The sequence below is a fragment of the Maribacter sp. R86514 genome (assembly GCF_044597005.1).
Classification (GTDB): Bacteria; Bacteroidota; Bacteroidia; order Flavobacteriales; family Flavobacteriaceae; genus Maribacter.
In genome coordinates, this window is sequence record NZ_CP138999.1 from 4,193,280 (window position 1) to 4,207,123 (window position 13,844).

Here is a 13,844-nt window from a genome sequence, read left to right on the forward strand (position 1 = left end):
GATAAATTAAGAAATTGATACTAAACAGCTACTTCCCCTTTTATATGAGGATGCGGATTATAATTCTCTAATGAAAAGTCCTCAAATTTAAAATCGAAAATATCTTTCACATCCGGATTTATTTTCATTTTTGGCAATGCTCTAGGTTCTCTACTTAATTGTAATTCAACCTGCTCCATATGGTTGTTGTAGATATGGGCATCACCGAAAGTGTGAATGAAATCTCCAGCTTCATAACCACATACTTGTGCCATCATCATAGTAAACAAGGCGTAAGATGCAATATTGAAAGGTACTCCTAAAAAGATATCTGCACTACGTTGGTATAATTGGCAAGATAATTTGCCGTCTGCAACATAAAACTGAAAGAATGCATGGCAGGGTGGTAAAGCAGCTTTGCCGTTAGCTACGTTCTCTGAAAAAGACTTGGATGTATCTGGTAAAACACTAGGGTTCCAAGCGGAAACTAACATTCTTCTGCTGTTAGGATTCGTTTTTAAAGAATGAATTACCTCTTTTATTTGATCGATTTCATCATCGTTCCAATTACGCCATTGATGCCCGTAAACCGGACCAAGATCTCCGTTTTCATCTGCCCATTCGTTCCAAATACGAACACCGTTCTCTTGTAAATACTTAATATTGGTATCCCCTTTTAAAAACCAAAGTAATTCATACACTATAGATTTTAAATGTAATTTTTTGGTGGTTACCATGGGAAAACCTTCGCTGAGGTCAAAACGCATTTGATACCCAAAAACACTTTTGGTTCCTGTACCTGTACGGTCACCTTTTTGATTTCCTTCAGCTAATACGTGATTAAGTAAGTCGTGGTATTGTTTCATAAGAATAGAGCTCCTGCAAAGCCCTATGCATAGAACTTTTACAGAGTAATGATTTTTGTTGCTTCAAAAATAAAGAAAGATGATATGTAAAACAGAGGAATAACTTCTCAGTTATCAATAATTATCAACTAAATAATTAGTGTTCCCATTTTGGGGTCTAAGGGGCTTTTTACCCTAAGATCATACCTGCAATAGTTGCAGAAAGTAGAGATGCTAAAGAGCCACCAAGAACAGCTTTCATTCCAAATTCAGATAACGTTTTTCTTTGCCCTGGAGCAAGAGACCCAATACCTCCAATTTGAATACCAATAGAAGCAAAGTTTGCAAAGCCACATAACATATAAGTTGCCATAATAACCGACTTATTAAACTTTAAATGTGGTAAGGTGCTAAGGTCTTTAAGTTCTGCCAATTGTATATAGCCTACGAATTCACTTGCTACCAATTTAATACCCAGTAATTGCCCCATAAGCATAATATCTTCGTTGGCAACACCAATTAACCACATTAATGGAGCAAATACGGTTCCTAAGATTGCTTCAAGGGAAAATTTGGAATAAGAAGTGTTGTCCGCTATCCAGCTGTTTAAGTGAGTTAGGTCTCCCGTCCACTCTAAAATACCGTTTACCATTGCTATAATGGCAACGAAAACCAATAACATTGCGCCAACGTTTACTGCTAATTTTAAACCTTCTGTGGTTCCGTTTGCAATAGCATCCAATACATTGGCACCGATTTTTTCAGAAGAAACGTGCACATCACTATTTACTTCTTCGGTCTGTGGATATAATATTTTAGAAATAACTATTGCTCCTGGGGCAGCCATTACAGATGCTGCTAATAAATGTTTGGCAAAAATGAGTTGTAGCAATTCATCTTCACCACCTAAGAAACCAATGTAGGCCGCTAGTACTGCACCGGCAACTGTAGCCATGCCACCGATCATAACCAATAGAATTTCTGATTTGGTCATTTTTTCTAGGTATGCCTTTATAAGTAGAGGAGCTTCCGTTTGTCCAAGAAAGATATTCCCGGCAACCGAGAGGCTTTCCGGTCCTGAGATGCCTAAAGTTTTAGAAAGTGCCCAAGCAAGCCATTTTACCACTTTCTGTATCAGTCCTAAATAAAATAATAATGAAGTTAGGGCAGAGAAAAATATGATGGTAGGTAATACTTGAAAGGCAAATATATATCCAAATGTGCCAGTGTCTACAACTAAGCCTTCAAAAAGGAATTTACTACCTGCGCGTGTAAACTCTAAAATACTAACGAAGATTTTTCCTATTTGCTCAAAAACCAATTGTACAAAAGGTATTTTAAGAACGCCTATGGCAATTACCAATTGTAACGCTAGGCCTATACCAACTGTTTTCCAATTGATGGCCCTTCTGTTAGAGCTAAATAAAAATGCCAAAAGTAGTAAGACTGCCATGCCAAGAATACCTCTTCCAAGGCTATTGATGGAAAAGCCTTCACTGGTTTCCATACCCATTACGCCTGCAGTGGCTACATCTTCAACCAAAGTAGTATCAGTTGTATTTTCTATAGGAATATTTACGTCTACGTCTTGAGCAAAAGTAATTGAGGTAAGAATTAGTGCAAAAAATAGCAACCATTTGCCCTTTTTCATAAACTGTAATTTAAAATTTAGTTGCGTTTTGAGATTTCGTCTCTCAATTTTGCCGCCTTTTCGTAGTCTTCGTTGGTGACTGCCTTTTTTAATTCTGCTTCCAATTCATCTATAGTAAGCTCGGTATACCCATCGGTTGCACCCGATTCTATTTCTATAGTTTCCCCTTCTTGCAAAATTTCATCGACCATAATACTGTCATCGTTATCTTTTTGGTCTTTCTCTTTAGAAGAGAATTTCAAGAAAATACCGGCTTTGTCCAATATCGTTTTATAAGTAAAAATCGGAGCATTGAAACGTAATGCCAAAGCAATGGCATCACTAGTTCTTGCATCTATGATTTCTTCGATACCATCTCTTTCGCAGATAATGCTAGAGTAAAATACACCATCTACCAATTTGTGAATTATTACTTGTTTGACAACGATATCGAATCGGTCAGAGAAATTTTTAAAGAGGTCATGTGTAAGTGGTCTTGGGGGTTTGATCTCTTTCTCTAAAGCAATTGCAATAGACTGCGCTTCAAAAGCGCCAATAACAATAGGTAATTTTCTATCGCCTTCAACCTCGTTCAAAATTAGAGCGTATGCACCGTTCTGAGTTTGGCTGTAAGAGATACCTTTTATTTTTAATCGTACTAGACTCATAGATTTTCAACTAAAAAAGGCTGCTCGAATACTTGGGCTCCAACTATTCGAACAGCCCTTTAAGGGGCACAAAATAACAAAAAATTAGCCGTTTTGCGCTTTAAAATCCTTTAATTTTTCAATCAATTGAGGAACAACTTCGAAGGCGTCTCCAACAATTCCATAATCAGCTGCTTTAAAGAAAGGAGCTTCAGGGTCATTATTGATCACGACTTTGGTTTTAGAAGCACTTACGCCTGCTAAATGTTGAATTGCTCCAGAAATACCGATAGCGATGTAAAGATTACTTGCTACGGGCTTTCCTGTTTGTCCTACGTGCTCACCGTGAGGTCTCCATCCAAGGTCGGATACAGGTTTGGAACATGCAGTTGCAGCGCCTAGAACATCTGCTAATTCTTCGATCATTCCCCAGTTTTCTGGACCTTTCATTCCTCTACCGGCAGAAACGACGATATCGGCATCGGCAATAGTGGCCTTACCAACAACTTTATCGACTTCAACAGATTTGGTGTCATTTGTAGCTGCATCAGAAGCTGCGCCTATTTCTTCGACAGAAATATCCGCTTTGTTTTCATGAGCACCAAATGCATTGTTAGATACACCTACTATTTTAATATCGGTATCTATTTGCGTGTGTGCAAAACCTTTGTTACTGAAAGCCGTTCTCTTTACTGTAAATGGCGATGTGCTATCTGGAGCCTGAACTACATTAGGTGCGTAACCTGCAGATAATTTTGCCGATAACAATGGTGCCAAATACTTTGTGTCTGTGCTAGAGCTTAAAATAACCACTTTTGCATCTGTGCTCTTAACGGCTTCAGCAATAGAAGAGGCATATGACCCAGCATTGAAAGTTGCTAGAGCATCATCCTTTACGTTTATTACTTTTGAAACTCCGTATTCACCCAGCGATTCGTTCTCAGTGCTATTGAAAGCAATAGCGGTAACAGTTGTACCCATCATTTGGGCAACTGCAGAAGCGTAAGAGGCAACCTCGAACGCATTCTTTTTAAATTTTCCTTGTTCTGATTCTGTATATACTAAAACTGACATCTTTTTTGTTTTTAATTACTACCTATTATATAGGTTATTAAATTACTTTGGCTTCATTATGTAGCAGATCAACCAATTGATCTACACTGTCGGCAAGTTTAACTTGACCTTTTGGAGCCGGTTTGTCGAATTTTTTGTCTTCGGTAGCTTTAATAGCATCAACAGGTTCAACAACCGTTAATGCTTTCTTTCTCGCCATCATAATACCGCGCATATTTGGAATACGAAGATCACTTTCTTCAACAAGACCTTTTTGACCACCTACTACTAAAGGTAGAGAGCTGCTCAACTTTTCTTTTCCTCCATCTATTTCTCTAACTGCGGTAACATTGTTTCCGTCGATCTCAAGGCTAATACAAGAGTTGATGAAATTCATATTTGTTAAAGAAGCTAAAATTCCAGGTACCATTCCTCCATTATAGTCAATAGATTCTCTACCGCCAATAACTAGGTCGTACCCACCATCTTTAACGACTGCCGCTAACTGTTGGGCAACAGAAAATCCGTCTGTAGGTTCTGTGTTGATTCTAAAAGCTTCATCTGCGCCAATAGCAAGTGCTTTACGCATTGTTGGTTCAACAGTTGGTCCGCCAACAGTGGCAATATGCACTGTAGCGCCTTGTTTTTCTTTAAACCACATAGCTCTTGTTAATCCGAATTCATCGTTCGGGTTAATTACAAACTGTACACCATTGGTGTCAAATTTTGTATCGCCATCCGTGAAATTTATCTTAGACGTTGTGTCTGGTACATTACTTATGCAAACTAATATCTTCATGTTTAAAAAACTTTATATCAATGGTGACGAAGATAGCTAATAAAATCCGAATTTACTATGCATGCATAGTAAATTTTATAACTTTTTTTAAATATCGCATTCTATTTTTTGATATTATATTTCCTATTTTTGCTTGCTTTCTAGCATATAACAAAGATTAATAATTACCATACATGAAAACACTACAATTTAGGCAAGCAATAGCCGAGGCCATGTCCGAAGAAATGAGGAAGGATGAATCTATCTATTTAATGGGTGAAGAGGTAGCGGAATATAATGGCGCATATAAGGCTTCTAAAGGGATGTTGGACGAGTTTGGTCCTAAGAGGGTAATCGATACTCCAATATCTGAACTTGGTTTTGCGGGTATAGGTGTTGGTTCTACTATGACCGGTAATAGACCTATTATAGAATTCATGACTTTCAACTTTGCGTTGGTAGGTATAGATCAAATTATAAACAATGCGGCGAAGATCAGACAAATGTCTGGGGGGCAATTTCCTTGTCCTATAGTATTTAGAGGTCCTACGGCATCAGCAGGTCAATTGGCGGCAACGCACTCACAAGCTTTTGAGAGTTGGTACGCTAACTGTCCGGGGTTAAAAGTGGTTGTACCTTCTAATCCGGCAGATGCGAAAGGTTTGTTGAAAGCAGCTATACGTGATAATGATCCTGTAATATTTATGGAGTCTGAACAAATGTATGGTGATAAGGGTGAAGTGCCAGAGGGTGATTACACTATTCCATTAGGGGTGGCAGACATTCGTAGAGAAGGTAAAGATGTTACTATCGTTTCTTTTGGTAAAATTATAAAAGAGGCTGACAAAGCTGCAGATGAATTGGAGAAAGAAGGGATCAGCTGTGAGATCATTGATTTACGTACGGTAAAACCTTTGGATTATGAAGCTGTTTTAAAATCCGTTAAGAAAACAAACCGATTAGTGGTTCTGGAAGAAGCCTGGCCATTTGGTAACGTGGCAACTGAAATCACTTATCATATACAAGCACATGCATTTGATTATTTAGATGCTCCTATTGTTAAGATCAACACAGCAGATACACCGGCTCCATATTCTCCTGTATTATTGGAAGAGTGGTTGCCTAACCATAAAGATGTAGTAAAAGCTGTTAAAAAAGTTTTATACAAATAAAAGTTTACTTTTGTAAAGTACCTTAGCTTCTCCGACCAAGTCTGGAGAAGCTTTTTTTATTGGTATGTTATTTACTAAAAGATTTTCTGTTGAACGACTATTTCTAATGAGAGGGATACTATTTACATTCTTAAGTTTATGCTTTTTCATAGCTCAAGGTCAGACCAAAATAGGTGGTATGGTCATTGACGAGCAAGGCGATCCCGTTTCCTTTGCCAATGTATTCTTCAAAAATTCTACTGAGGGTACCATTACTAATGACGATGGTAGGTTTTATTTAGAGTCTGAAAATGAATATAGTACGGTTATCATTTCTTTTATTGGTTATACTGATTACGAACTTCAGTTAGATGCTAAAGTCGCCTATGATTTAAAAATAACCATGGTTGAAGCTGCCGAGCAGTTGAACGAGGTAGTTTTAATAGCCGGTAAACAGTCAAAAAAGAATAATCCTGCTGTTGATATTCTACGCAAAATTTGGTCAAAGAAGCGTCAGAATGGGGTACGTCAGTTTAACCAATATGCTTTTGATAAGTATGAAAAGGTAGAATTCGATTTAAATACTATTGATAGTTCACTCATAAAAAGTAAAGTATTTAAAGGTTTGGAGTTCGTTTTTCAAGATTTGGATACTTCCCGCATAACAGGTAAAACCTATTTACCAATTTTCTTGAACGAGACTTTTTCTAAAATATATGGTGATAATAAGCTGAAGGAAGAGAAAGAAGAGGTTTTGGGAAATAAGAATTCTGGCTTTGAAAACAATCAGGCAATAATAGCGTTTGTTCAAGACTTGTATCAAGAGTACGATGTCTATAATAATTACTTAAAGTTCTTCGATAAAAGTTTCACTAGTCCGCTATCAAAAACAGGAGTAGATGTGTATAACTATGCCCTTAGGGACAGTGCATATATTGATAACAAGTGGTGTTATAATATTGTCTATTATCCACGTCGTAAAAATGAATTGACCTTTAAAGGCGATTTTTGGGTAAACGATTCTACCTGGGCGGTCAAGAATATTAATTTACAAGTTACCAAGAGTGCCAATATAAACTGGGTCAAAGATATCTACATCGAACAAGATTTCGAGGTAATGAACGATTCTGTTTTTCTTTTAAAACGCGATTACATGTTAAGTGATTTCAGTTTTAATAAAAAAGAAGAATCCCGTGGATTATACGGTAAGCGAACATCTGTATATGATAACTATGTGTTTGATAAGGTAAGACCTAAAGAGGTATATAAAAAGGATAGAAACCCTTTAGATGTTACCCAGATTTTAAAAGACGATGCTTTTTGGGAAAAGAATAGACTAGAAAGCTTAAATAAAGATGAGCAAGGAATATATAGCTTGCTCGATACGCTTAAAACCGTACCTAAATTTAAAAACTATTACAATTTTGTCAGCATTTTGGGATCGGGCTATGTTGAAGTGGATAAATGGAATTTAGACCTGGGTTCGGTCTATGATTTTTTTGGGTATAATACCGCCGAAGGAGCTAGAATACGACTTGGGGCAAGAACATACTATGGTCAAAACGACCTTTGGCGCGTAGAGGGTTACACGGCTTACGGCTTTAAAGACCATAAATTCAAACATGGTTTGGCCGGTAAAATGCTTTTAGACAAGAATAGCAGGTTTATAGTGTCTGGTGGAAACCGTAGGGATATTGAGCAGCTTGGCGTAAGTTTAACGGCCACGAATGATGTTTTGGGCCGTAGTATAGCATCTTCTTCATTATTGACCGTTGGTGCTAATAATAGGCTTACAAATATTAATCTAAGCGCCCTGAATTTTGAAATAGAACCATTGACCAATTTAAAATTATCTGTAGGTGGTACCTTTAGAACATTGAGTTCGGCATTGCCAAATGATTTTAGTTTAGATTATGTAAATCCTGAATCTCCAACAGGCGTTTCTTCAGAGATAAGACAATTCGATTTTAATGCATTGGTCTTATATACGCCAGGTAAAAAAACCATAGGTTATGGTGTAGAGCGTAGAGATGTAAATGATACGTATAGTACTATATTGTTAAATTATACGAAGGGAACAAAGGGAGTGTTGAATAGTGATTTCGATTACAGTAAGCTCCAATTTTCGTATAGCCAACCTTGGCAATTAGGTGGTTTTGGCAGGTTGTTAAGTACGGTAGAATTGGGTAAAACATTTGGTGAAGTACCTTTAGGACTTTTAAGTGTGGTGCCCGGTAACCAAACTTTTTTCTCCAATTACGGCACATTTCCAAATTTAGATTTCTATGAATTTGTGACTGATACCTATGCGGCCGTACATTTGCAGCATAATTTTAACGGAAGATTTTTCTCGAGAATTCCTTTTTTAAGAAAATATAACTTGAGAGAAATCGTTGCAATACGTGGGGTGTGGGGAGATTTGTCTGATGAAAATATAGCATTGAGCGCCCCGGCAACTATAAATACACCGTTAAACGCACCATCTGATCAAATATATTACGAGTACTCCTTTGGTATAGGGAATATTTTTAAGGTATTTAGATTAGATTTTAATTTTAGGGGAAATTATCTGGATAATCCAGATGCAAGAAAGTTCGGAGTTACAGGAACTTTTGGATTTGTCTTTTAATTCGATTAATTTTTACAATTATAACTAATAAGTAACGTTTCATAACAAATTAGAATTTAAACAACTTTAAATATGGCAGCAGCAAAAGGATTGACCTTTGATGTTTTAATAGAAATTCCGAAAGGAAGCAGAAACAAGTACGAATACGACTTCGATTTACATAAAATTCGTTTTGATCGTATGTTATTTTCCTCCATGATGTATCCAGGTGATTACGGATTCATACCTGAAACTTTAGCATTGGATAAAGATCCATTAGATGTTTTGGTAATGGGTACAGAGCCTACATACCCAATGACGGTAATGGAGGTGAAACCAATAGGAGTTTTCCACATGACAGATGAAAAAGGACCAGATGAGAAAATTATCTGTGTACCGGTTTCTGATCCAATTTGGAGCAATAACAATGATATTAGCGATTTAAATCCGCATAGATTAAAAGAAATAGAACATTTCTTTCAAGTATATAAAGATTTAGAAGAGAAAAAAGTTGACACAGGCGGATGGAGCGATGCCGCGAAAGCGGTAGAGATTTACCATGAATGTGTTGAAAGATATGATAACAGTGAGCACAAAGCGAAGCGCACTTTTATGATATAAATAATATTTAACTTCATTTAAGCCACTTTTAATAATAAAAAGTGGCTTTTTTTATTCTATTCTAATTTACTACATTAGTTGATCTAACAACTAACAATAGATTAAATGGAGTCAATTATGATTTACATGCCAATTCTTATGGCAGTACTAGGCCTAGTTTACATGGGCGTAAAGAGATCTTGGGTAATGAAACAACATGCCGGAGATGGAAAAATGAAAGAAATATCGGATTACATTTATGAAGGCGCCTTGGCCTTTTTAAGTGCAGAGTACAAGCTTTTAGCTGTATTCGTGGTAATTGTGAGTGTTTTGCTTGCTATCGTTTCTTTTGTAGTGCCCACAACACATATGCTAATTGTGGTCGCATTTATTTTTGGAGCTATATTTTCTGCATACGCAGGTAATATAGGTATGAAAATAGCAACAAAAACGAATGTAAGAACAACACAAGCGGCACGTACAAGTTTGCCAAATGCCTTAAAGATATCTTTTGGTGGTGGTACCGTAATGGGACTAGGTGTTGCTGGATTGGCGGTATTGGGACTGACCGTATTTTTTATCATATTTTTTCAATTTTTCATGGGCGGTGTTTGGACATCGACTATGGATATGACCGTAGTTCTTGAAACACTTGCAGGTTTCTCTTTAGGAGCGGAGTCAATTGCACTTTTTGCACGTGTGGGCGGTGGTATTTATACAAAAGCTGCAGATGTTGGTGCTGATTTAGTAGGTAAGGTAGAAGCGGGAATTCCTGAAGATGATCCTCGTAACCCTGCTACTATTGCGGATAATGTAGGTGATAATGTTGGTGATGTTGCTGGTATGGGTGCAGATTTGTTTGGTTCGTATGTGGCAACTGTTCTAGCGGCTATGGTTCTAGGTAACTATGTCATAAAAGATATGGGCGGTAGTATAACCGATGCCTTTGGTGGTATAGGTCCTATTTTATTACCAATGGCAATAGCTGGGGTAGGTATTATTATATCGATCATCGGTACCATGTTGGTGAAAATTAAAAATAATGATGCAAAAGAAGCCCAAGTAATGGGCGCTTTGAATATTGGAAACTGGACATCGATTATTTTGGTTGCAGTTTCTTGTTTTGGTTTAGTAACGTGGATGCTGCCGGAAACTATGAAAATGGAATTTTTTGGTGAAGGATTAGTGGAGATTTCAGCAATGCGTGTTTTTTATGCCACTTTGGTAGGTTTGGTAGTAGGTGCCGTTATTTCTTCGGTAACCGAATATTATACAGGGCTAGGGAAGTCTCCTATCTTAAAAATAGTACAACAATCAAGTACCGGTGCAGGAACGAATATTATTGCAGGTTTGGCAACGGGTATGATTTCTACATTCCCATCGGTATTATTATTTGCAGGTGCTATTTGGGCATCTTATGCTTTTGCAGGTTTTTACGGTGTAGCGTTGGCTGCCTCTGCAATGATGGCAACTACGGCTATGCAATTGGCAATTGATGCCTTCGGTCCAATATCCGATAATGCAGGTGGTATAGCCGAAATGAGTGAGCAAGAACCTATTGTAAGGGAGAGAACGGATATTTTAGATTCAGTTGGTAATACCACTGCCGCTACTGGTAAAGGTTTTGCTATTGCTTCTGCGGCATTGACTTCTTTGGCGTTATTTGCGGCGTATGTAACTTTTACGGGAATTGACGGAATCAACATTTTTAAGGCTCCGGTATTGGCAATGTTATTTGTTGGCGGTATGGTGCCAGTAGTATTCTCTGCCTTGGCAATGAATGCGGTTGGTAAAGCAGCTATGGAAATGGTACAAGAGGTTAGACGTCAGTTTAAGGATATACCCGGTATAATGGAAGGTACGGGTAAACCTGAATATGATAAATGTGTAGCGATATCTACACAAGCGTCATTAAAAGAAATGATGTTACCAGGATTGTTGACCATTGGTTTTCCTTTAATCATTGCTTTTGTTCCAATGTTATTTGGAATGAACAAGTTAGACATCGCAGAGATGTTAGGTGGTTATATGGCTGGTGTAACGGTATCTGGTGTATTGTGGGCAATCTTTCAGAACAATGCTGGTGGTGCTTGGGATAATGCCAAAAAATCATTTGAAGCAGGTGTTGAGATTAATGGCGAAATGACCTATAAAGGCTCAGAAGCTCATAAGGCAGCTGTAACTGGTGATACTGTTGGTGATCCTTTTAAAGACACATCTGGACCTTCGATGAACATCTTAATTAAATTGACTTGTTTAATAGGTTTGGTAATTGCACCAATATTAGGTGGTCATGCAGAAGAAGGTGTTGCATCGTTCAATGATACGAAAGAAGTAACTATAGAAATGAATGTAGAAAGTGTAAGTTTGGCGGAAGCTATTGTTACTTATTCTACTACTGTTAATGGTAAGTCTGTTACGGAAGAAGTAATTTATAATGGTACTAAGGCAGAAGTAGAAGCTCAATTGAAAGCTTTTGAAAATGCTACCGTTGAGAAAAAAGGTACAGCTACAGAAATAACTATAGAAAAAGTAGAAATCAATAAACAGTAATTTTATATATAAAATATAAAAAACCATCAGCTTTGCTGATGGTTTTTTGTTTTTAGAGTTATTGTAATTTGAATGTAATAGGAATTGCGAATGATACTTTTACAGCAGAACCTCTTTGTTTGCCAGGGGTCATTTTTGGCAGTTTCGATAAGATTCTAACAGCTTCTTTTTCTAGTACATCGTGCGGACCTCTTTTTTGAATAGTGCCAATAGTGCCATCGTTCTTAATCATAAATGTTGTATTCACTCTACCTTCAATGTTCATTTCTTGTGCTAATTCTGGATAACGAAAGTTTTTACGAATATGCTTTTGCATCATGTCATTAAAACAAGCTCTTTTATCTTTTTCATTTTCACAACCTGGGAATACGGGTACTTCTTCAATTGTACTCCAGATAACTTTCACTTCTTCCTCTTCTTCGATAACTTCAAAATCTTTAACGTCTACAATCTCGGTATCTGGTGTTACTTCGATAGCGATTACTTCAGTTTCTTCAATAGGGTCATCATCTTCAATAATTTCTATTTCAGTTGGTAGAACTGGTGGTTTTGGTGGTGGCGTAACTTGTAACTGAAATATAGGAGCATCTTCTTCAATTGAGGTGTCAGTTTTATTTAAAGCTAGATCATATTCTTTAAGTGAATCGAACGTTTTCCATTCCAACGCAGTATATACCATGGCCAATACTAATAGTAGTCCAATAACAAAGAACATTCCGCTCTTTTTGTTCAGGTCTTTTTGTGGATTTTTTTTTGGTCTCATAATGTTTAAATTTTAGACTTGCCTACACAAGTGGGTTATTATTCATTTTTGCTTGTCTAAAACTATGGTTATGCTATAGGTTTTAAAACGAGCAATGAGTTAACGCTGCTTTTGGGTGAGTAAAAACGACTTTCCTTTAAAACACAGGTGTAGATTAAAGAATTATGATAGGTAAATTTGATAATTCTTGAAATAAAAATTTTAAAGGTTGTTGAAAGACCGTAATTTTAAGCCATGGGTATTTTTAAGAAAGATAAACTTCAAATTATTAATTTTCAATCTTACGGTAATGCTACACGGTTATATGTAAGAGGTAGGGCAATTGAAGATGAAAATATTGATTTGGATCAAAAAGGTTTTTTTAATTTAATTAAAAATACATGGAAGCGTTTTGAAACCGATGAAATAAAAAATGCTCCTTTAAAAATTACATTTTCTAATGGTGAAACCGTAGAAGGTGCTACCGATGGTGATGGTTATTATTTAATTGATAAGAATATAGAGGGACTTCAAGATTTGGCAAATGATGAAGGTTGGGTAAGATTTGAGCTTTCGTTTGGCAATACTAATTTAAAAAGGGAAGTACTTCTGCAAAATCGTTTTCCTGGTGAAATGCTAATACCATGTAAGCAAGCCAAATTTGGCGTAATCAGTGATATTGATGATACTATATTGCATACTGGGGTGGTGTCTTCTTTAAAATGGAAGGTCATTATTAATACGATGTTTAAAAGAGCCACTAAACGGGCTCAACTAGATGGTGCATCCGATTTTTATACAAAACTTCATCAAGGCAAAACAGGCGTTGAAGCCAACCCTATTTTTTATGTGAGTCATAGTCCTTGGAATTTATATAGATATCTTGAACTTTTTTTAAAGACCAACAATTTTCCCAAAGGTCCCATTCTATTGCGTAGTATGGCAAGTTTTAAAATGAGAAAGAAGAATGACGACAAGCCGCAGAAGCAAAAAGAAATCAGTAATTTATTAAAGTCCTATCCAGAATTACCTTTTATATTAATTGGTGATAGCGGTGAAAAAGATGGTGATATCTATCAAGAGATATCTATGCTTTTTCCGGGTAGAATAAAAGCAATTTATTTACGTAGTGTCGACCACAGCAAAAGAATGGCACGTATTGAAAATCTATTTGCAGATTTTAAGGATATCCCCTTTCTAATGGTCAATAAAACAGAAGAAGCAATTGAGCACGCTAAACAAAACGGATTTATATAAC

At 36.7% G+C, this 13,844-nt stretch carries 11 protein-coding genes; 5 read left to right on the forward strand and 6 right to left on the reverse strand.

Going from position 1 to position 13,844, the window contains the following annotated elements; genetic code table 11:
• Positions 1-20: 20 nt before the first annotated feature.
• From SJY30_RS18195 to SJY30_RS18215, 5 genes are all read right to left on the reverse strand, one after another.
• Positions 21-845 (reverse strand): thymidylate synthase, encoded by an 825-nt coding sequence (locus SJY30_RS18195; RefSeq protein WP_396633513.1) that lies wholly within the window; start codon positions 843-845, stop codon positions 21-23.
• Positions 846-1,014: 169 nt separating this feature from the next.
• Positions 1,015-2,475, reverse strand: coding sequence for a NupC/NupG family nucleoside CNT transporter (locus SJY30_RS18200; RefSeq protein ID WP_396633514.1), 1,461 nt, complete (start codon positions 2,473-2,475; stop codon positions 1,015-1,017).
• 17 nt (positions 2,476-2,492) lie between these two features.
• Positions 2,493-3,122, reverse strand: coding sequence for a bifunctional nuclease domain-containing protein (locus tag SJY30_RS18205; RefSeq protein ID WP_396633515.1), 630 nt, complete (start codon positions 3,120-3,122; stop codon positions 2,493-2,495).
• 84 nt (positions 3,123-3,206) lie between these two features.
• On the reverse strand, positions 3,207-4,175 hold the full coding sequence (locus SJY30_RS18210; protein ID WP_396633516.1) for an electron transfer flavoprotein subunit alpha/FixB family protein: 969 nt from the start codon (positions 4,173-4,175) through the stop codon (positions 3,207-3,209).
• 37 nt (positions 4,176-4,212) lie between these two features.
• Entirely contained in the window at positions 4,213-4,953 is a 741-nt protein-coding gene (locus SJY30_RS18215; protein WP_396633517.1) for an electron transfer flavoprotein subunit beta/FixA family protein, read from the reverse strand.
• 173 nt (positions 4,954-5,126) lie between these two features.
• On the opposite strand from SJY30_RS18215, the gene SJY30_RS18220 reads away from it, so the two are divergent.
• The 4 genes from SJY30_RS18220 to SJY30_RS18235 all read left to right on the forward strand — a co-directional run bounded on the left by SJY30_RS18220 (position 5,127) and on the right by SJY30_RS18235 (position 11,844).
• The gene (locus SJY30_RS18220; protein WP_396633518.1) at positions 5,127-6,104 is read left to right on the forward strand and encodes a pyruvate dehydrogenase complex E1 component subunit beta; all 978 of its coding nucleotides are present in this window, start codon (positions 5,127-5,129) and stop codon (positions 6,102-6,104) included.
• Positions 6,105-6,210: 106 nt separating this feature from the next.
• Positions 6,211-8,712 (forward strand): DUF5686 family protein, encoded by a 2,502-nt coding sequence (locus SJY30_RS18225; RefSeq protein ID WP_396633519.1) that lies wholly within the window; start codon positions 6,211-6,213, stop codon positions 8,710-8,712.
• Positions 8,713-8,784: 72 nt separating this feature from the next.
• Positions 8,785-9,312 (forward strand): inorganic diphosphatase, encoded by a 528-nt coding sequence (locus SJY30_RS18230; protein WP_036156327.1) that lies wholly within the window; start codon positions 8,785-8,787, stop codon positions 9,310-9,312.
• Between the two features lie 105 nt (positions 9,313-9,417).
• Entirely contained in the window at positions 9,418-11,844 is a 2,427-nt protein-coding gene (locus SJY30_RS18235; RefSeq protein WP_396633520.1) for a sodium-translocating pyrophosphatase, read from the forward strand.
• 58 nt (positions 11,845-11,902) lie between these two features.
• Here the strand turns inward: SJY30_RS18235 and SJY30_RS18240 are convergent, their stop codons facing one another.
• The gene (locus SJY30_RS18240; RefSeq protein WP_396633521.1) at positions 11,903-12,607 is read right to left on the reverse strand and encodes an energy transducer TonB; all 705 of its coding nucleotides are present in this window, start codon (positions 12,605-12,607) and stop codon (positions 11,903-11,905) included.
• Between the two features lie 234 nt (positions 12,608-12,841).
• Here SJY30_RS18240 and SJY30_RS18245 point away from each other — a divergent pair, with 234 nt between their 5' ends.
• Positions 12,842-13,843, forward strand: coding sequence for an App1 family protein (locus SJY30_RS18245; protein WP_396633522.1), 1,002 nt, complete (start codon positions 12,842-12,844; stop codon positions 13,841-13,843).
• The last annotated feature ends 1 nt before the right edge of the window (position 13,844 follow it).

Coding starts and splice junctions, on each gene's coding strand:
- SJY30_RS18195 (WP_396633513.1), bottom strand. CDS start 845: ATGAAACAATACCACGACTTACTTAATCACGTATTAGCTGAAGGAAAT.
- SJY30_RS18200 (WP_396633514.1), bottom strand. CDS start 2,475: ATGAAAAAGGGCAAATGGTTGCTATTTTTTGCACTAATTCTTACCTCA.
- SJY30_RS18205 (WP_396633515.1), bottom strand. CDS start 3,122: ATGAGTCTAGTACGATTAAAAATAAAAGGTATCTCTTACAGCCAAACT.
- SJY30_RS18210 (WP_396633516.1), bottom strand. CDS start 4,175: ATGTCAGTTTTAGTATATACAGAATCAGAACAAGGAAAATTTAAAAAG.
- SJY30_RS18215 (WP_396633517.1), bottom strand. CDS start 4,953: ATGAAGATATTAGTTTGCATAAGTAATGTACCAGACACAACGTCTAAG.
- SJY30_RS18220 (WP_396633518.1), top strand. CDS start 5,127: ATGAAAACACTACAATTTAGGCAAGCAATAGCCGAGGCCATGTCCGAA.
- SJY30_RS18225 (WP_396633519.1), top strand. CDS start 6,211: ATGAGAGGGATACTATTTACATTCTTAAGTTTATGCTTTTTCATAGCT.
- SJY30_RS18230 (WP_036156327.1), top strand. CDS start 8,785: ATGGCAGCAGCAAAAGGATTGACCTTTGATGTTTTAATAGAAATTCCG.
- SJY30_RS18235 (WP_396633520.1), top strand. CDS start 9,418: ATGGAGTCAATTATGATTTACATGCCAATTCTTATGGCAGTACTAGGC.
- SJY30_RS18240 (WP_396633521.1), bottom strand. CDS start 12,607: ATGAGACCAAAAAAAAATCCACAAAAAGACCTGAACAAAAAGAGCGGA.
- SJY30_RS18245 (WP_396633522.1), top strand. CDS start 12,842: ATGGGTATTTTTAAGAAAGATAAACTTCAAATTATTAATTTTCAATCT.